The following is a 19,530-nucleotide window of genomic DNA, read 5'->3' as shown; positions in this document are numbered from 1 at the left end:
TATTAAGCTAGATTTCTACCTGCATTAACAACGCCATATACCGTGCGAATAGCTAATTTCTCATAGGCTTGTTTTTCTTGTTCGGTAACTTGATGTTGCAATCTCTCTAAAGCAAAATGTTGAATTAAAACTAGTGGCAGAACAATTTTCTCTCTTATAGCAATAGAAAGTTTCTCAACGGGATAGTTCTCCATCAATACCTGATGTCCTGCTAATTTTAAAAGCATGGTTTTAGAAAGTTCGAATTCATCATGCAGTGTTTGCCAAAATGCACCAAACTTTTTATCATTGGCCATGTAAGCAGTTATTGTAAAATCAGACTTACTCATTGACATCATACAATTGTCGATAATCGTTTTAAAATAACCCGATTGCTGATATGTTTTATTAACCTGTTCCCAGTTCCCTTCGTTTTCTTGATTCTTAAGGGCTGTACCAATACCGAAATAGCCAGGAATATTTTGTTTAAGCTGGCTCCATGCGGTTACAAAGCTGATTGCTCTTAAATCATCTAATTTTAGTGCCTCTCCAGAATTCCTTTTCACCGGCCTGCTACTAATTGTTATTTTAGAGAGTAAACTTAAAGGCGACCATGTTTCCAGATAGGGTAAAAATAAATCGTGTTTTCGAAGGTTTAAAAAAGCATCATAACTATCATTAGCCATTTTCTCTAAAATTGAAAAATTGGCGTCGTCTAACAGCACATTATGCTTCTCTTTCATGCCCGTTGCTATACCTGCATTAATAAGCTGCTCAATATTAAATTCAGCACTGTCAATTGACCCGTATTGAGAGCTGATCGTTTGTCCCTGAATTGTTAATTGGATATTTTTATTAGCAATTTCCTTACCCATTGAAGCGTAGAAACGATGTGTTTTTCCTCCACCACGTGATGGCGGACCGCCTCGGCCATCAAAAAAGGCAAGTTGAATATTCTGTTTCTCTGCAGTTTGTGTCAAGCCTACTTTCGCTTTAAAAATGGACCAATTGGCCATTAAATAGCCTCCATCCTTCGTGCTATCTGAATATCCTAGCATAATATCTTGTTTTCCTCCCCTTCGTGCCAGATGAGCCTTATAGAAAGAATTAGTATATAGGGTCTCCATTATTTCGGCTGCGCCGGATAAATCGTTTACCGTTTCAAATAATGGCACAAAATCTATGTTCAGCTCTTCTGCTTCCCAACCATTCCATAAAAACAATTCAATTAATTGCAATATATCACTTGCTTGTTGGCAGTTGCTGATAATGAACCGGTGACATGCCATTTCTCCATTGCTTTTTTGCATTTCCTTAATTTCAGCAATAGTTTGCAATGCATCATTAACGAGTCCCTCGGGTTCTGTGGTGTAAATAACTTTCGCACTTTTAAAACTTAACGCACTAATTTTCTCGTCCTCAGAAAGTTCATCATAATTTGAACTGAACAACGAACTAATTGGTTTGTGTTTACGGCAGAACGCATGTACTTCGCGTAAAATCCTGCTATCTTGACGGATATCAAGTGAAGCGAAATGGCAGCCGTATAATTCAACTTTTCTTAATAAATCATCAACTAGGGGTGCAAAAAGACTATCATGATCCTCAACTAAAATATCCCTGATCTGATTAAGCTGGGTAATTAAGTCTTGCGAAATATCCTCTGGCTCAAGATTGCTATCGAATGCATTTTTATATAAGATATCCTGTAGAACTCCAATAGTACTCTCAACCCCTCTAAAAGTAATACGTCGCTTAATATTTCTGAAATCACGATAGTAACACCTAAAAAGAATTTGTCGCAGCATTTTAGAAACCTGTAAGGTAGTTTCTGGATCTACATTTGGATTGCCATCCCTATCGCCACCTGGCCAAAATCCCAGCTCAATGATGTTCTTCGAATCAACATGAAACTCGCTCAATAACTGATTAATGCCCGTTTGGATATTAGCGGCAGCGAAGTAAAAAACATTTTCTAAATACCACGCTAAATTTAAAGCCTCATCCACTGGTGTGGGAGATTTTTTATTAAAAAAGGGCGTTTTTCCTAATTGTTGTAATAATTGATTAATAACGCTGATATCATTAATTTTAATAGCCGCAGTTAAATCGTTGATAATCGCTAGCACACTCCCAGGATAGAACTGTGTAGGGTGAGCTGTTAATACCAGCCTTAAGGAAAAATCCTCAATCAGCTTATCTACCTTCTCATGGAGTTCTTTGCTGTCAACCGTTTTATGAAACAACGCCCTTAATGAACTTTGCTCATCCTTCACATTAAGTTTATTAAATGATGCATCTTCTACTGCATCAAAAAGCACAACCTGTCGCTCTATGTATTGTATAAACCTAAATAATAAATCTGTAATTTCTTTGTTGGTTGTATTCGAAGTATATTTAGCAATAAACCTTTCAATTATCTTAGCTGGAGTTTCCTGATTCTTAACTCCATCTTCACAACTCTTAATAAATAATGGCAATAACGTACCCGTATCTTTAATTTTATAGAAGGGAAGCGTCAAAAAAAGACTGTTGTAAAGTTCGAAGCGGGATATAACTTCGTTGTTAAAAATAGATTCTCGCTGGTTAGTGGGCTGTTGTGATTGCATGCGGATAAGATAGTAATTTATACATTTAATAACAAGAATAATACAAAAAGCACCTAAGTGACTGCTTCCATAATTTTTGCAATTTTAGAATAAAGTTACTACCTTGGATCTTATAAAAGGCGTTGTAAAACAACTTTTTAAAAGCATCTATAAGTTTTCTTAAGGAGATTTATAAAATTGTTAATTTTTTGGGAAAAACAGTCCCGGCGTAATGTCGGGACTGTTTTATTTAATGCGCGTCTACAGGAATATTGGTGTTTTTCTTAAACTTTTGTAAGTATAGCAGTGGTATAGAACATAGCATTATTAAACCGGCCACCCAATAAGCATCACTATAAGTAAGTAACATTGTTTGTTTGATTACCGACCCTTCAATTGCTTTCATTGCCATCAATTTGGCATCTAGATAGGATGCCCCTTTTGCCATAAAACTATTGATCAATACATTAACTTTTTCCATAAAAGCTGGGTTGTATTCGCTTACATTAGTTACCAAATTACTTCTGTGAAATCCCTGGCGAACGTGGATTAGCGTCGTTAATGCCGCAATTCCAAATGAACCCCCTAATTGACGGCTCATATTATTTAAGCCAGATCCCTGACCAATTTCGGCTCCCTTTAAATCTTGCACTGCTAATGTGGTAAGTGGAACAAAAAGTAAAGCCATTCCGAAGCCACGAATTACCAGCGGCCAGAAAAAATCACCTGTCCCCGATGATAACGTCGACTTACTTAACATATAACAAAACAGGAAAAAGAGGAACATTCCTCCTGTTGCCATAAATTGAGCGGGAACACCTTTTTTAAGCATTATTCCAATAAACGGCATCATCGCAATCGTACAAATTCCTCCAGCTATAAACAGTTTTCCGGTTTGTAGCGGTGTAAAACCCAATAAATTTTGGGCAAAAATGGGAAAGACAAATACCGAACCGTACAAACCAAAACCCAAAATAAAAGAAGTAAACATTCCAATTGAAAAACTTCGATGTCGCATAATCTTAAAATTTACAATTGGGTGGTCGGTGCTTAACTCCCGCCATATAAATAATAGCAAGCCAACAACGGATGTAACCGCTAACATAACAATATACGGGGCCGCAAACCAATCTTCACTTTCTCCTTTCTCCAGTAACGTCTGCAGGCTCCCAACAGCAACCGCTAATAAGCCAATGCCATACCAGTCAACCGGCTTACCTTTTCCGTCTTTGGGGGTTTCTCTGATAAAAGTAATCGTACAGTAGGCTGCTAAAATGCCAACGGGGATATTTACGTAAAAAATCCATGGCCAGTCTGCGATCTCCAAAATATATCCACCAATAGTTGGTCCAATGGTAGGGCCTACAACCGCACCTAAACCAAATAAGGCAGTGGCAATACCAACATCCTCGCGCGGCCATGTCTCAATCAAAATAGCTTGGGCAGTTGAAATTAATCCGCCACCAGCCAAGCCTTGCAGAATCCTAAAAAGAATTAACTCTTCTAGTGAGGTTGCGTTGCCACATAAAAAAGAAACCAGTGTAAACACGATAATCGAGGTTAAGAAATAGTTTTTACGGCCAAACCTGCTCCCCAACCAACCCGACATGGGCAATATGATTACATTAGCAACCGCATAACCTGTAGATAACCACGCAACATCTTCTAACGTAGCCCCTAGGTTACCTTGAATTTGAGGAATCGCTACATTTACAATAGTGGTATCGATTAGCTCCAAAAGCGAAGCTGTAATTACCGTAAAAGTAATTATCCATTTTTTAAAACCTACTTCAGCCATCAGCAGTAATATTAAATAGCAACTGAAACTTTAACGCTCATTCCGGGGCGTAACTTTTCCAATAGCATCTTGTTTTTAGTCTGAATTTTAATCTTTACAGGTACTCGTTGTACTACTTTCACGAAGTTTCCTGTTGCATTATCTGGAGGCAATAATGAGCCCTTAGCACCGGTAATTGGCGCGAAATTGTAAACTTCACCGTCAATTTCGTCATCTGGATAGGCATCAACCAAAATTTTAACCTTTAATCCAGCTTTTAACTTTTGCAGTTGTGTTTCTTTGAAATTGGCTGTTACAAAAAGGCTATGATTATCAACGATCGCAAACAGCGACTGCCCAGGCTGAATAAGCTGACCTTTTTGAACGTTCTTTTTTGAAACAATCCCACTAGAGGGGGCTTTGATTTGCGTGTAAGACAGCTGTAACTTAGCAAAATCTATTTCCGCCTGACGTAGCGTTACCCCAGAGCTACTCACATTTAATTGTGACTGGGTGGTTCCAACTTGTTTTACCGTAGCATTATATTGGTCGACCGCGGCTTTATAATTTGCCTGAGCAGTTTCTTGTTGCGCCTTAGCTTGGTCGAAAGCCTGCTGCGTGATGGCTCCATCTTTAATCAAATTCGCATAACGCTGATATTCTTTTTGAGCTAAATTTAACTTCACCTTTGCAGCTTCGATATTTGCTTTTGCAGTATTGGTATTTGCTACCGTGGCGGCAATCTGAGCCTGCGAAACGCCAACACTTGCGTTTGCACCCACTTTACCTGCTTCTGCTTGCGCTAGTTTGATCTTATAATCCTGATCATCTAGCGTAACCAAGACCTGACCTTCCTTTACTGCCGTATTTTCTTCAAACATTATTTCCTTGACGTAACCACCCACGCGCGCAACAACTGGACTAATATCTCCATCTATCTGCGCATCATCAGTATCTACATGCTTACTAAAATATCGATATTCTTTAATTCCGAATGCCGCTCCCAATACAAGTAACACGCCTAGTATAATTGGGAGAACTTTATTTTTCTTTTTTGCTACTGTTGTCATTTTGGTTATTATTTTGAAATTTTTCCTGTTGATTTTAATAAAGTATAGTAAGCTAGCCCAGCCTCGGCTTTCGCAATCTCAAGATTGATTTTTGCTTGATATAGCAAGGTTTCTGCGTCAATCCGGTCGGTAACTGAAGCGATATTATTTCTGTATTTAGAATCCAATAAATGGTCATTCTCTGTCGCTTGCACGATCGATGTTTGAAGCACGTCTATTTTTTGTACCGATAAAAGATAAGTTTGATAGTTCTTGTTAACCTCTGTTTTTAACTGGTCGCTGAGTATCGTTTTTTGAATTTCAAGTTCCCTTTGTTGAATGGCAGCCTCAGCAACTCTATGTTTGTTTTTCCAAAGATTTGCTACGTTCCAACTAACTGTGGCTCCAAAGGTAACTGGCACCACAAATTGGTTTGTTGGTGGAATAAAGCTGCCGCTGGGATTGATATAATATAAGTTAGCGCCTAATCCTACGGTTGGTAGTTTGTCTGCTTTAATAGTTTTTATGTTATAATCGGCAACCTTATTTTGAAGTTCGAGCTGCTGTAATTCTTGGCGACTTGTCAAAGCGGCATTTAAATAACTACCGAAGTTTTCTATCTTTCCAACTCCCAGATCGTTTTCTTCAACTATAATTTCAGTATCCTCTGCCAATCCCAATAATATAGCTAAATTGTAGTTTACAATTTTGAGATTATTTTCTATTTCAAGATTTGTTAAGGAAATATTAGCTTGCTGTAATTGAAATCTTAATACATCATTTTTTGTCACAACGCCTTGAGCAAAGAATTTTTGGGCTTGCTTAAGCTGGCTTGCTATGGATCCTAAATTCTGGTTAACTATCTTTTTGCTCTGCCTTAATTTATACAAAGCGAAATAAGTATTGATCACCGCATAACGAACTTCTTCTTTATTTCTTTCAAGATCTAAACGGACAATATCCGCGAGGAGTTTAGTAGATTCCCTGGCATATTTTAACTTATTACCTCCATATATCAACTCTTGTATGCTTGCTGTACCTACAAAAGCATCTGCCCGGGTTGGCAAATGGATGGGTCCACCTCCGCCAATACCTAAAGTACGGGTAGGGATTTCCGCATGGTTATATAAAAAGCTAGCCGATGCACTAGGAAGCGCATTATCATTTACAATATTAAGCTTAGCAATGACCTCATCTATTTTGCTTTGTGCTAATTTTAAGTTCTTGCTATTTGCTATTCCCAGTTCGACAGCTTCACTGAGACTTATTTCTTTAATTGATTGAGCTTGTAAGAGTGTTGGAAGCAGGAGTGTGGCAAAAACTAACTTAAAGGTATGTTGCATGATTTTTGAAGTGCTAAATGCGTTGTTATAAAATCCTGTAAATGAGCAACTAATCGTTTTTTTAGCTGTGCTCTTTGTTTTTCGTTATTGACGTCAAAATTTTGGTCGTCGATAACCTTGCTGGGCGAATTAGCTATTATGCTAATGGTGCCCATAATACTTGCGATAGTCATTCTTACGTCTACCTGTCTAAAAGTGCCTTCAGTTATTCCACTTTCAATTATTTTTTCAATCACCAATCTATTGCTGGCCATCGCCTCTTTAATTTTGCCGAATATCTCAGGTCGCTGATTTAAGGAGAGCTCCCTATGCATCATTTTATGAAAATTAATATTGGCAAAAATCCGGCTTGTATACTGATCAATCACTTTCAATAACTTCTCCCTAGCGGGAATTTGCTCATCATTAATTAAATCAAGTTGCGATTTAAATCCAGAGATACGACCTTCCATGATTTCCAGGAACACACCCTCTTTACTTCCAAAGTAATAGTTAATCATGGCTATATTGGCACCGGACTCTCTGGCAATCAGACGCGTAGAAGTTCCTTCAAACCCAAATTCAGAAAACAACAATTCCGCTGCGTTCAAAATATCTGTTCTTTTATCTGTTTTTTCCATTGCTCTAATTAACGAGACAAAATTAATCAATCGATTGATTAATTTTACCTTCCTATTTGTAATTTACATTTTGATGATAATTTTTATCTTTAACTTACTGACCATTTTAACTCAAAAACCTATGACGAAATCTTCTCCCTCAAGAATCTTCTTATTAATCCTGGCACTTTCCTTTTGCTCTTTTACAACTGTAGATAATACCGCTTTAACCACAAGCTGGGTTAGAATAAATCAATTAGGTTATCAACCTTCATCAATCAAAGTAGCCATTTGGACAAGTAAAAACAACACGACCCCTAGTAAGTTCGATTTAATTAGTAAACAAACTGGAAAAGTAGTTTTTTCCTCTACTCAAATTCAAGCATTCGGAAAGTATGGGCCCTTCACCACTACTGCTCGCTTAAATTTTTCAGCATTTAAAACCCCTGGAAGGTATATCATTCGGGCAAACAACATTAGTTCCCCTGAAATAATTATTGGGGAAGACGTATATCGACATACGGCAGACTTTGCCCTTCGTTATATGCGTCAACAACGGAGTGGTTTTAATCCGTATTTAAAAGATAGCTGCCACACGCATGATGGCTTTGTACTTGATGGCAAAAAGGCAGGCATCAAAGACAGCACTCATTTCGATGCTTCTGGGGGCTGGCACGACGCCAGCGATTACTTACAGTATGCTACTACCTCAGCCAATGCAACTTATCATTTATTAATGGCGTATAGAGATTTCCCGCAAGCTTTTATGGATGAAAACCAGGCTAATGGTTTAACAGGCAGCAACGGTATTGCCGATGTTCTGGACGAGGCAAAGTGGGGGTTGGATTGGCTATTAAAGATGCATCCTAGCAAAAAAATCATGTTTAATCAATTAGCGGATGACAGGGATCATATCTCTATGCGCATCCCAAAAGAGGATAGTCAATATGGTAAAGGCTTTGAGCGTCCGCTTTACTTCATAAGTGGCGAACCGCAACAAAGGGGCAAATTCATGAATAACACTACCGGAACAAGCTCTACTGCTGCAAAATTTACCAGCGCCTTCAGTTTAGGATACAGTTTATTTAAGGCGCAGAATCCTACTTATGCTACACTTTTAAGTCGGAAAGCAGAAAGTGCCCTAAAATATGCAAATCAAAAAAGAGGAGTAACACAAACGGCATCTGTTAAATCGCCCTATATTTATGCGGAAGATAATTGGGCAGATGATATGGAATTAGCGTATGCGAGTCTTCCCCAACTCACCAAAACTGGTAAGAAATCAAAATATCTTGATTCCGCCTTTGCGTTCTCAGAAAAAGAAAAAATTACGCCTTGGCTTATTGCCGACACGGCAAAGCACTATCAGTGGTATCCCTTTATTAATCTCGGTCATTACGAATTGGCCAAACAAACCAATGCAAACACTAAAGCTGCTTTAATTGAAAATTATAAGGACGGCATAAACCATGTTTGGCAAAGAGCTAAACAAAATGCCTTTTATCGTGGCGTACCTTTTATTTGGTGTAGCAATAACTTAACGGTTTCTTTTGCCATGCAATGTTATTGGTATAGAGAGCTGTCAGGAGACTATGCTTTTACTGAATTAGAACAGGCCAATTTCGACTGGCTCTTTGGTTGTAATCCCTGGGGTACAAGCATGGTTTATGGCTTGCCCAATTGGGGAGATACACCCGTAGATCCGCATTCGGCCTTTACCCACTTAAAGCAGTATCCGATTGATGGCGGCTTGGTTGATGGGCCCGTTTATACCAATATTTATAAAGGTTTAATCGGCATCCAGTTAGCAGAGGCTGATGAGTACGCAGATTTCCAAAGTGATTTAGCAGTTTATCATGATGACTATGGGGATTATAGCACAAATGAGCCCACAATGGATGGAACTGCATCCTTGATTTATCTTTTAGCCGCTTTTGATAGTCAGTCGAAATCCTATCAAAAGCAGGAGGGTGCAATCATTAGAGGTAAAGCAGACGCTAAAAAAATAGCATTGGTTTTTACAGGAGATGAATTTGCAGACGGTGGAAAAAGCATTCACAAAACTTTGCAAAAAACCAATACAAAAGCTTCGTTTTTCCTTACCGGTAATTTCTACCGAAACCCTGAATTTTCTCCATTGATCAAATCATTAAAAGACTATGGAAATTATTTAGGAGCCCATTCAGATCAGCATTTGCTTTACAACGATTGGAAAAAACGAGATAGTTTATTGATAAGCAAAAAAAAATTCACTGACGATTTAAACGCCAACTATAAGGCTATGCAAAAATTTGGGATTAAAAAAGAACATTCCCCTTATTTTTTACCTCCTTACGAGTGGTATAATCAGACTATCGCAAACTGGACAGCTGAAATGGGCTTGCAACTAGTAAATTTTACCCCCGGAACCCGATCCACTGCCGACTATACTTTTCCGGAAATGGGCACATCTTATCGAAGTAGCGACGAAATCTATCGATCGATCATAGACTACGCTAAAAAAAGTGCTGAAGGGTTAAATGGATTTATACTCTTGCTACATATCGGAACGGACCCGAAAAGAACCGATAAATTCTACCATAAATTACCAGAATTAATTGAATACCTTAAAAAAGAAGGGTATGAATTGGTAAAAATTAATGAGTTGTTGAAAAATACAAATGCATCAACATTTTAAAATAAATTTTTACCTTTGAACCAAATTTCAAAAAAATGAATACAGAAAACAAAAATAGCTTCGAGTGGGTTTGGTATGTAATTGGTTTACTAACTGGAATGTTGGCCGTTGCTGCCGTAACATTTCACATAGGGTATATCTTTTTAGGTGCAATTGCCGGTTTAATCTTTGCTGGGATATTTTTAAATAGTATTGTAAAAGGCCGCGAATATTAATTTAGTAAAAGATGAAGAAATTGATCTTAGCGCTAGTCTTAAGCACATTTGGCATCGATGTAAATGCTCAAAACACAGCTGTAAAATTCGCTCCAATTGATGCTAGTCCGCTAGATATAGCTTATTATCCTGTAAATGTTGCAAAAGCTAAGAAAGATGATACTTCTATGCCTATTATTAAAGTGTTGTATTCTCGCCCTGCTAAAAAAGGCAGAGAAATTTTCGGCGTGTTGGAACAATTTGATAAAGTGTGGCGTTTAGGCGCTAACGAAAGCACTGAAATTTCTTTCAACAAGGCTGTAACCGTAGGAAATAAGAAGTTAAAACCTGGAAAATATAGTCTTTTTGCTATTCCAAATAAAGACAAATGGACCATCATTATAAATAAACAAACTGATAGATGGGGTGCCTTTACTTATGATCAAACAAAAGACGTGGTTCGTGTAGATATGCCGGTATCTAAGCTCGAAAAGGCTATTGAAGTGTTTTCAATTACTTTTGCTGATTCATCTCTGGGTGCTAATTTGGTAATGGCTTGGGACACTACTCAGGTAATATTGCCCATGGCATTTAAAAAATAAAAAAGGGAAGTTTAGCTTCCCTTTTTTTGTGTGTTGAAAGTTCTCTTTCTTAAAAAACTATCTAAATATAATAAGCCTAAAGCTACATCAACTAGTAAGAAAACCTGAATAGTTCCAGCATTAATATATTTCCCAGTATCAAGGTTCATCGTTGGCATTTTAAAATCAAAGCTAGCCGTATTTGTAGCAATGGCATATATATACAGGCCTAATATTGATAATACAAAGAAAGCTCCAATGCTATAAATGATCCGATTATCGATGCTCGTTTTTAATGCAACGGGTTTCAATTCTAAATTTACCTTATCCATTACATTTCGGGCAAATGACATAGATGGTTCTTCAAAATCCAAATTGTTTAATTGTTCATTAACCTTAATTAGTCCCTTATAAACGGTATAATATTCTACATCAATAGCTAACCGGGCTTCGATTTTTGATTGCTCATCCGGTGTACAATTGCCGTCAATATAACTCCAAAGTTGTTCGTCTATTGTGTTCATATTAATTCTTTAACTTCATCCTTTAATAAAAATTGTAATTTATCTTTTAATCGCAAACGAGCGCGATGTAATTTTACCTTAACGGTATTTGCTTCCATATTAAGCACAGAAGCAATTTCCTCTAGGCTTTGTTCTCCTTTGTAAAATAGCGTAATTATCGCAGCGTCATCTGGTAATAACATATCAATGGCTTGATTTAGGTAGGCGTATGTTGATTTACGTTCTATCACATTTGCATCAAAATCAGTACCATTATTTGCGATTTGCAATACGTAGTCGTCGTCATTAATTGATGTAGTGTCTAAACGTTTCTTTCGCAAAAAACTCATGGATGTAGTATAAGCTATCGTGTACATCCAGGTCGAAAATTTCGAGGTCTGCTTAAAAGTTCCCAATGCCCTATATGCTTTTACAAAACAATCTTGTGCAATTTCTTCCGCATCTTCCCTATTTTTAGCAAAACGCATAGCCAATGTAAAAACAAAACGTTGATGACGCTTCACTAACACGGCGTATTCAGCAGTTTGACCAGCTAATACCGCTCTAATTAAAGCTAAATCTGTTTCCTTGTCCTGCATATATATAACTAAGACGCATGATATTTAAATCAGGTTACAGCCAGAGCTGGTTAATTATTTAAATCAGTTTAACCAGTTCATAAATAAAGATAGCTTAAAACAAAACGATTAATCGAAAAAATCACTCAAGAGTGTAACCTAATTTTTTTTCATGTAGTCATAGTATCCAGAACACGTTCTTAAGCAACCAGAAATATTAACATTTAAAAAATAAAATCATGGAAGGAATATTAGTACCAATCACATTTTTCATTTGCACATTCGCAATGATATTCGGAATCAGATATTTTAACAACAAAGAAAAGATGGCAATGATTGAGCGAGGTATAGACCCCGGCATTCGTAAATCTACCCCACAACCATTTTTAAGTTTAAAATTTGGATTGTTGTTAGTCGGGCTAGGCATTGGCCTGCTAGTAGCCCTATTTACTGTTAGAGCAGTATTTCAAGGTGAAATGACTGATGGAGAAGAAGGACAGGCAGCAGCAGTTTATTTTGGGTGCATTGGCATCTTCGGTGGCCTAGGCTTAATCGTTTCTTACTTTGTAGAGAAAAAATGGCTTGATCAACAATCTTAGTGTAAACCACTTTCTATGCTTAAATATTTAAAATCAGGCTACGCAATATTGTTATGCACAATTATTTCGATAAGTCCCTTTAATGTAGCAATAGCCCAAAATTTTGAAACTACGGTTGATAGCTTATTGTCAACCGTAGTTCATGACAAAACCGGGCCTGGGATGGCATTGCTGGTTGCGAAAAACGGAATCCCCATTTATCAAAAGGCGTTTGGAAAGACAAACATTGAAGTAGATGCAGATATAGGGATAAATTCGGTATTCCAAATCGGGTCAATGACCAAGCAATTTACGGCTATAGCAATTATGATGCTCGAAGAGCAGGGCCGCTTGAACGTAAATGACCCTATTTCCCGCTATCTTCCAGATTATCCGGTAGGGAATAAAATTACCATCCACCATCTATTAACGCATACAGCTGGGATAAAGGACTTCACAACCATGAAGTCAATTGATCGCATTGCTCGAAGTGATTTATCGCCCAAAGAATTAATAAATTTCTTTAAAAATGAACCGGTTGACTTTGCACCTGGAGATAAATTTGAGTATAATAATTCTGGCTATGTTATTTTAGGTTACCTTATTGAGCAAATTTCAGGAGAAACTTATGAATCTTTTGTCCAAAGGAACATCTTCAACAAAGCTAAAATGTATGATTCCCGTTATGCTAGCGATAGAAAGATAGTGATGAACAGAGCTTCTGGCTACGACAAAAAAGAAACTGGCTATGTAAATAAAACGTCCATTAGTTTTGCCATCCCTTTTTCAGCCGGTTCCTTAATGTCTACCACTGCTGATCTGCTAAAATGGCAAAACGCATTGAACCAAAATCTATTTGTCAAAGCGGGTACAATGAAAAAGGTAACCAGTCAATATAAATTGAATAATGGAACTCTACTCACCTATGGATACGGCTGGCATTTAAAGAATATAAACGGTATTTCAACGAGAGAACACGGCGGCAGCATATTTGGTTTTAAAAGCATGGCAGTGTATATTCCTAGTCGAGACATTTATGTAGTTGGTTTAAGCAATTGCAGTTGCAATTCGCCAACGCAAGTGACTAGGGAAATCGCCGCGTTAGCCTTACAACGGCTTAGATAAGATCGCTACCGTTAATCTACTCACACAATTTAATTTACCTTTATCAGTATACATTTTAATTTCCCAAACGTGGGTCTTTCCGCCTATATGAATAGGCTTACAAACCCCTGTTACAAATCCGCTCCGTACTGGCCTAATATGATTTGCATTTACCTCAAGGCCAACAGCAATATATTTATCGGGATCAACACACATATAAGAAGCGATGCTACCGAGCGTTTCGGCCAGCACTACCGAGGCTCCTCCATGTAAAATACCAGCTGGCTGATGTGTCCGTTCATCAACTGGCATGGTAGCACATAAAAAATCATTCCCAATTTCTGTGAATTCTATCCCTAGTAAAGCTCCAATATGATTTTTCGGCCTCTCATTTAGTAAAGTTGGCGTAAAAGATTTAAACCAGATCATAAATACCTTTCTTTAACAATCTTAGTATGGTGAATAACATGTCCAGCCAAAACGTACACTATTGCACGTGCACTCATCCGTTTTCCATTTGACGTTCCCATCCTATCCAGTTCATCTTCATTAAGTGATTTTATCAAGTAAAGGTTGGCTTTTCTCAACAAAGAAAACTCTTCAGCCATGCTAGATAAATTACCATCTTTAAAATGTGCGTTGGCAACATAATCATCTTCTTCGAAGCCTGGCAAACCTGCTGCTTCTCCCCTAACAAAGCACAATAACCGGTAAACCAAAATGCGTTCAGTATCAATCATGTGCCCAACCAACTCCTTAATTGTCCACTTTCCAGGAGCGTATGCATAATCACCTTTGTTGGCCAAACTATTAATAAAGCTTGGAAAATCGTCAGCTTGCTTTTCTAAAATATCCATTACATTTCCTTCTACCTGGCTTATGTAATTTTGACCCCATTCTGGGTACTCGTTAATTTGTGGTCGGTTCATATGTAATACTACTTTTTAATATTATTCTAAATGTTGTTCCTTTTCCAATTTCGGAATCCTTTACAAATATTTTTCCACTATGATAGTTTTCAACTATCCGCTTAGTGAGCGACAGGCCCAATCCCCACCCTCTCTTGCGTGTGGTGTATCCAGGTTGAAATACTGTATCAAACTTAGAGCTTGGAATGCCCTTTCCTGTATCGATCACGTCGATAAACACCTCTTCTTTAGCTAGATGTTCGGTAATGTTTATCGTGATAGTTCCCACATTTTCAATAGCATTTGCGGCGTTTTTTAACAGATTTTCAATTACCCAATCAAAAAGCGGTACACTTAGCAATGCTCTAACCTGATTATCGCCTGCAATGACGAAATTGATCTTATCGGAAGTTCGGATCTTAAAATAGTCAACGAAGTTCTGGATAACAACATATACGATATGATCTTCAAGCATAGGCTTCGATCCAATTTTTGAAAAACGATCTGTAATAATCTCTAAGCGATGGATATCATTTTCCATTTCGGCAACAAGAGGATCTTCTTCGGCATTAAAACGACCTTTAATGAGCTCTACCCACGCCATTAATGAAGAAATTGGAGTGCCTAACTGATGGGCAGTTTCTTTCGCTAACCCTACCCAAACTGAATCTTGCTCAGCTTTGCGAGCCTGGCTAAAAGCAACATATGCCGCTAAAACAAATAGGGCAATAACCCCTAATTGAATATAGGGGAAAAAGCGTAATTGCGTTAAAATGAATGAATCTTTGTAATAGACAAGTAGCTTCTCATCACCAAAGGCGATGGGCGCAGGTTTGTGTTGCGATTTCATTTTATCGAGCTGCCGTACAAAATATAGTGAGTCGTAAACCTTGGCTGTATTGATATCATAAAAGGTCTTTGTTGTATCTAGGCCGTCATAAGTATATATCGACCCGTCTTCTTTCGTAATGATAACGGCAACATTGGTGTTTTTTTTAATGGTTTCAAAAACCCCCGTGAGCTGAGGATTGTCGTACATTGTCATTTGTTGCTCCAACACTTTTACCTTTAACTGAAACTGCGCAGCTTCCTCACGCTCCATTTTCTTTACAAAGAAATCAGAATACGCAACAGATGCTCCTCCAATTACAACGGCAAATATGAGCAAGAAAAATTTCCAGCGACGCTTTTTCTGATATGGATTCATAGTACGAGAGGCAAATTACAAAATAACCAACAAAGATTAAGTATCGAGTAGCAAGTATCGAATAGTAAAATATATATCTTTGCGCGGAAATACAATCTTTTAGTTTTTCGAATAAGATATGGAACAGAAAGTTAGAGTTAGATTTGCCCCTAGTCCAACAGGTGGTTTACATTTAGGTGGCGTTAGAACTGCTTTATTTAATTATTTATTTGCTAAACAGCACGGTGGAACATTCATACTACGTGTGGAAGATACAGATCAGAACAGATTTGTACCTGGAGCGGAAGAATACATCGTAGATTGTTTAAATTGGTGTGGTATTACTCCCGATGAAAGCCCTGAAAAACCTGGTGCTTTCGGACCATATCGTCAAAGTGAAAGAAAAGCAAGTTACAAGCAATATGCGGCACAATTAATTGTAAATGGTTATGCCTATTATGCTTTTGATACGGCAGAAGAGCTAGATGCAAAACGTAAAGAGGTTCCTAATTTCTTATACGGACAAGCAACCCGCATGCAAATGCGAAACTCATTGACATTAAGTCCAAATGAAGTAACTGATCTTTTGGCACAAAATACACCCTATGTTGTTCGCATTTACATCCCAGAAAATGAAACCGTAACGTTTAACGACATGATTAGGGGTGATGTAAGTTTCGAAACCAATCTGGTTGATGATAAAGTATTGTTGAAAGCAGACGGAATGCCCACTTACCATTTAGCCGTCGTAGTGGATGATCGGGCGATGGAAATTAGTCACGCTTTTAGAGGAGAAGAATGGTTGCCTTCAGCACCGATTCATATTTTATTATGGAAATATTTAGGTTGGGCGGACGCCATGCCGCAATGGGCGCATTTACCCCTGATTTTAAAGCCCGATGGGCATGGGAAGTTAAGTAAGCGAGATGGAGATCGGTTAGGCTTCCCGGTTTATGCCCAAAACTGGACCGATCCTAAAACGGGTGATGTTACTAAAGGTTTTAAAGAATTAGGCTTTATGTCTGAAGCATTTGTTAATCTTTTAGCAATGCTGGGCTGGAATGACGGAACAGATCAAGAAATATTCTCACTAACAGAATTAGTTAATTTATTTTCCATTGCTCGCATTAGTAAGGCTGGTGCCAAATTCGATTTTGAAAAAGCGAAATGGTATAACCATGAATGGATAAAACGTTCGGAAGTTGGAGTCTTGATGGCTCCAGTACATAATTTATTAACCGAAGGTGGGATTGAGGTTAAGGACAAAGAATTTCTAGCGAAAGTAATTGAATTAGTCAAAGACCGTTGTACACTTTTGGGTGATTTCGTGACTCAAACCGGATATTTCTTTAATACTCCGACCAGTTATGACGAAGCTGCAGTAAAACCAAAATGGAATACAGAGAAAGCTGATTTTTTTGAAAATTTTGGTAAAAAAATTCATTCAGATTTGAATGCGATCAAAATGGAAGAGCTTTTTAAATCACTGGCAGAGACTAGTGGCTTTAAACCGGGTGAATTGATGTTGCCTTTTAGGGTGATGTTAGTTGGCGGTAAGTTTGGCCCTGGAGTTTTTGATATTGCAGTAATGTTAGGTGTTGCCGAAACTCAAAAAAGGATTGAAAAAGCAATAAGCTTTTTTAACTAGTACTCGTCATTGCGAGGCACGAAGCAATCTTATGATTAGATTGCTTCGTGCCTCGCAATGACGGGAGCCTCGCAACGGAAGCCTACATCCCGCCAATTCGCAAATAATTCTTCTAATCCCTCACAAAAAAAACTAAATTAGTTTAAAATTTGTTCATCATTTTTTAACTTAATTTAAATTATGCAGTGGTTTGGAAAAGGCAGTAACAATGTTGAAGATGGCAGAGGAGGCGGAGGCCGTGTGGCATTAGGCGGTGGAGTAGGTATTATTATCGTGATTTTAGGCCTTATTTTTGGTCAAGATCTAACTGGCTTGGTTAGCCAAATGCCGGCAGTGGAGCAAAGTGAAGTTAAGAATGGTGTTCCAGCGGGCGATGAACAGGCGCAATTCGTATCAGGCGTCCTTGAATCAACAGAACAGGTGTGGGCGGCTGAATTCTCGAAAATGGGTTTAACTTATGAACAGCCTAAACTTCGATTATTTACAACCGCTGTACAATCTGCCTGCGGAAACGCAAATGCTGCAGTTGGTCCTTTTTATTGCCCTGGAGATCAAAAAATCTATATTGATCTTTCTTTTTACGACGAGCTTAAGACCCGTTTTAACGCCGCTGGCGATTTTGCCCAAGCTTATGTAATTGCACATGAAGTTGGACATCATGTTCAGAACCTATTGGGTACCGCAGCCAAAATGGAGAAAGCTCGACGTGGACTAACCCAGACCGAGTATAATAGGCTCTCTGTAAAATTAGAATTACAAGCCGATTTTTTCGCCGGTTTATGGGCCAACAGAGCGCAGTATTTAAAAAACTTTAGGTTAGAGGCTGGTGATATAGAAGAGGCCCTAAATGCCGCCAATTCAATTGGTGATGATCAACTACAAAAACAATCGGGAGGAGAAGTGGTTCCCGACTCTTTCACCCATGGAAGTTCTGCTCAAAGAATGTACTGGTTTAAAAAAGGATTTGAAACTGGTGATATACGACAAGGCGATACCTTTAACTCTAATTAATTAAAACATTTTGTCAATTTAATTTGTTACCTATTCTTATAGGTAAAAACTCTTTAAAAAAATCTACTCTTTTTGCTCTAACTATTTTCGCGAATGATCCTTATTGTTGACGACACCCCTGAAAATTTAATCTCACTCAAGAAAGTTCTCGAAAAAAATAATTTCGAAGTAGACACAGCATCTTCAGGCGAGGAAGCACTTAAAAAAGTATTAAAAAACTCTTACGTTTTAATTATACTCGACGTACAGATGCCAGATATGGATGGCTTTGAAGTTGCTGAAGCGATTTCTGGCTACAGTAAGGCAAAAGAAACGGCCATTATCTTTCTTTCTGCAGCAAATACTGAACTTAAATTCATTGCGAAAGGGTATTCCTCCGGTGGTTTGGATTATATTACCAAACCGCTCGACATGAATATCCTTCTTTTAAAAGTTAAAACTTTCTACCGCATTTACGAGCAAAGCCGTAAGTTAAAAGAGATGCAAGAAACGCTATTGGCAGAAATCGAATTCAGAAAGGAAGCAGAGCGTAAAAAGGACGAATTTATTAGCATTGCCAGTCACGAACTTAAAACACCATTAACCAGCGTAAAGGGTTATGTACAGCTACTAGAAAGAAGTGTTATAAAAGGAGATACTGCAACGGTGAAAAAACACTTAGAGAAAGCACAAATACAACTTGAAAAGCTCAATAGCCTCATAGCCGATCTACTTGACATTTCAAAAATTGAAAGTGGAAAGTTAAAGCTTAATAAACAAGAATTTTCCATAGATTACCTATTGGATAATGTATTAGAAATCATGCATCAATCTAATCCTACCTTTAAAATCATAAAAAGAGGCAAGGCAAACTGTAATATTTTTGCGGATGAAATGAGAATAGAACAGGTAATTGTTAATTTTTTAACCAATGCGATTAAATATTCACCGGGTACGGAAGAAATATTGATCACTGTTAACGTGAAAGATGAACAAGTGTATGTCGCCGTAAAAGACAGCGGAATCGGCATGTTACCGGAACAGCTTGAACACGTATTTGATAAATTCTACCGGGTTGAAGAAACTTCTCAGCGGTTTCAGGGACTTGGCATTGGTCTTTATATCTCTTCGGAAATTATTAGAAGGCACGGAGGTGAAATTGGGGTCAATAGCGAATATGGACAAGGTTCAGAATTCTACTTTATTATGCCGATTAATTTAAAAACAGAAGCTACAACTAATTAAAAA

The 19,530-nt window shown here is 37.9% G+C and carries 18 protein-coding genes; 8 read left to right on the top strand and 10 right to left on the bottom strand.

Annotation, left to right across the window (positions count from 1 at the left end):
* Positions 1 to 2: 2 nt before the first annotated feature.
* From BM207_RS10830 to BM207_RS10810, 5 genes are all read right to left on the bottom strand, one after another.
* Positions 3 to 2,588 (bottom strand): phosphoenolpyruvate carboxylase, encoded by a 2,586-nt coding sequence (locus BM207_RS10830; RefSeq protein ID WP_090993837.1) that lies wholly within the window; start codon positions 2,586 to 2,588, stop codon positions 3 to 5.
* A gap of 229 nt (positions 2,589 to 2,817) precedes the next feature.
* The gene (locus tag BM207_RS10825; protein WP_090993836.1) at positions 2,818 to 4,365 is read right to left on the bottom strand and encodes a DHA2 family efflux MFS transporter permease subunit; all 1,548 of its coding nucleotides are present in this window, start codon (positions 4,363 to 4,365) and stop codon (positions 2,818 to 2,820) included.
* Between the two features lie 11 nt (positions 4,366 to 4,376).
* Positions 4,377 to 5,414, bottom strand: coding sequence for an HlyD family secretion protein (locus BM207_RS10820; protein ID WP_090993835.1), 1,038 nt, complete (start codon positions 5,412 to 5,414; stop codon positions 4,377 to 4,379).
* 8 nt (positions 5,415 to 5,422) lie between these two features.
* A complete protein-coding gene (locus BM207_RS10815; protein ID WP_090993833.1) occupies positions 5,423 to 6,736 on the bottom strand; it encodes a TolC family protein in 1,314 nt (437 codons plus the stop codon).
* On the bottom strand, positions 6,715 to 7,356 hold the full coding sequence (locus BM207_RS10810) for a TetR/AcrR family transcriptional regulator (protein WP_090993831.1): 642 nt from the start codon (positions 7,354 to 7,356) through the stop codon (positions 6,715 to 6,717). Before BM207_RS10810 ends, BM207_RS10815 begins: the two co-directional genes overlap by 22 nt.
* Positions 7,357 to 7,477: 121 nt before the next feature.
* Between BM207_RS10810 and BM207_RS10805 the strand changes: the two genes are divergently transcribed.
* Genes BM207_RS10805 through BM207_RS10795 form a run of 3 tightly spaced genes read left to right on the top strand, consistent with a single transcriptional unit; the run spans position 7,478 to position 10,808 of the window.
* A complete protein-coding gene (locus BM207_RS10805) occupies positions 7,478 to 10,012 on the top strand; it encodes a bifunctional glycoside hydrolase family 9 protein/polysaccharide deacetylase (protein ID WP_090993969.1) in 2,535 nt (844 codons plus the stop codon).
* 35 nt (positions 10,013 to 10,047) lie between these two features.
* Positions 10,048 to 10,227, top strand: coding sequence for a hypothetical protein (locus BM207_RS10800; protein WP_090993829.1), 180 nt, complete (start codon positions 10,048 to 10,050; stop codon positions 10,225 to 10,227).
* A gap of 11 nt (positions 10,228 to 10,238) precedes the next feature.
* Positions 10,239 to 10,808 (top strand): DUF2911 domain-containing protein, encoded by a 570-nt coding sequence (locus BM207_RS10795; RefSeq protein WP_090993827.1) that lies wholly within the window; start codon positions 10,239 to 10,241, stop codon positions 10,806 to 10,808.
* Between the two features lie 11 nt (positions 10,809 to 10,819).
* Here the strand turns inward: BM207_RS10795 and BM207_RS10790 are convergent, their stop codons facing one another.
* The gene (locus BM207_RS10790) at positions 10,820 to 11,311 is read right to left on the bottom strand and encodes an anti-sigma factor (RefSeq protein WP_090993825.1); all 492 of its coding nucleotides are present in this window, start codon (positions 11,309 to 11,311) and stop codon (positions 10,820 to 10,822) included.
* Positions 11,308 to 11,889, bottom strand: coding sequence for an RNA polymerase sigma factor (locus tag BM207_RS10785; protein WP_090993823.1), 582 nt, complete (start codon positions 11,887 to 11,889; stop codon positions 11,308 to 11,310). The genes BM207_RS10790 and BM207_RS10785 overlap by 4 nt, the downstream gene beginning before the upstream one ends.
* 218 nt (positions 11,890 to 12,107) lie before the next feature.
* On the opposite strand from BM207_RS10785, the gene BM207_RS10780 reads away from it, so the two are divergent.
* Positions 12,108 to 12,467 (top strand): DUF6249 domain-containing protein, encoded by a 360-nt coding sequence (locus BM207_RS10780; protein WP_090993821.1) that lies wholly within the window; start codon positions 12,108 to 12,110, stop codon positions 12,465 to 12,467.
* A gap of 15 nt (positions 12,468 to 12,482) precedes the next feature.
* Positions 12,483 to 13,571, top strand: a complete 1,089-nt coding sequence (locus BM207_RS10775; protein ID WP_090993819.1) for a serine hydrolase domain-containing protein — start codon at positions 12,483 to 12,485, stop codon at positions 13,569 to 13,571.
* Here BM207_RS10775 and BM207_RS10770 read toward each other — a convergent pair.
* Genes BM207_RS10770 through BM207_RS10760 form a run of 3 tightly spaced genes read right to left on the bottom strand, consistent with a single transcriptional unit; the run spans position 13,554 to position 15,665 of the window.
* On the bottom strand, positions 13,554 to 13,979 hold the full coding sequence (locus BM207_RS10770; protein ID WP_090993817.1) for a hotdog fold thioesterase: 426 nt from the start codon (positions 13,977 to 13,979) through the stop codon (positions 13,554 to 13,556). The genes BM207_RS10775 and BM207_RS10770 overlap by 18 nt on opposite strands.
* A complete protein-coding gene (locus tag BM207_RS10765; RefSeq protein WP_090993815.1) occupies positions 13,976 to 14,479 on the bottom strand; it encodes a DinB family protein in 504 nt (167 codons plus the stop codon). Before BM207_RS10765 ends, BM207_RS10770 begins: the two co-directional genes overlap by 4 nt.
* Entirely contained in the window at positions 14,460 to 15,665 is a 1,206-nt protein-coding gene (locus BM207_RS10760) for a sensor histidine kinase (RefSeq protein ID WP_090993812.1), read from the bottom strand. The genes BM207_RS10765 and BM207_RS10760 overlap by 20 nt, the downstream gene beginning before the upstream one ends.
* A gap of 118 nt (positions 15,666 to 15,783) precedes the next feature.
* Here BM207_RS10760 and gltX point away from each other — a divergent pair, with 118 nt between their 5' ends.
* The 3 genes from gltX (at position 15,784) to BM207_RS10745 (ending at position 19,527) form a co-directional block, all read left to right on the top strand.
* Positions 15,784 to 17,292 carry a glutamate--tRNA ligase gene (gene gltX, locus BM207_RS10755; RefSeq protein WP_090993810.1) on the top strand — a complete coding sequence of 503 codons (1,509 nt, stop codon included), beginning with the start codon at positions 15,784 to 15,786 and terminating at the stop codon, positions 17,290 to 17,292.
* A gap of 180 nt (positions 17,293 to 17,472) precedes the next feature.
* Complete coding sequence (ypfJ, locus tag BM207_RS10750; RefSeq protein WP_090993807.1) at positions 17,473 to 18,303, top strand: KPN_02809 family neutral zinc metallopeptidase; 831 nt, start codon at positions 17,473 to 17,475, stop codon at positions 18,301 to 18,303.
* Between the two features lie 93 nt (positions 18,304 to 18,396).
* The gene (locus tag BM207_RS10745) at positions 18,397 to 19,527 is read left to right on the top strand and encodes an ATP-binding response regulator (RefSeq protein WP_090993806.1); all 1,131 of its coding nucleotides are present in this window, start codon (positions 18,397 to 18,399) and stop codon (positions 19,525 to 19,527) included.
* Positions 19,528 to 19,530: the final 3 nt, after the last annotated feature.

Source organism: Pedobacter insulae (assembly GCF_900113525.1).
GTDB lineage: Bacteria > Bacteroidota > Bacteroidia > Sphingobacteriales > Sphingobacteriaceae > Pedobacter > Pedobacter insulae.
Note: the sequence above shows the minus strand (reverse complement) of the source record. Positions and strands in the feature narration are given on the sequence as shown.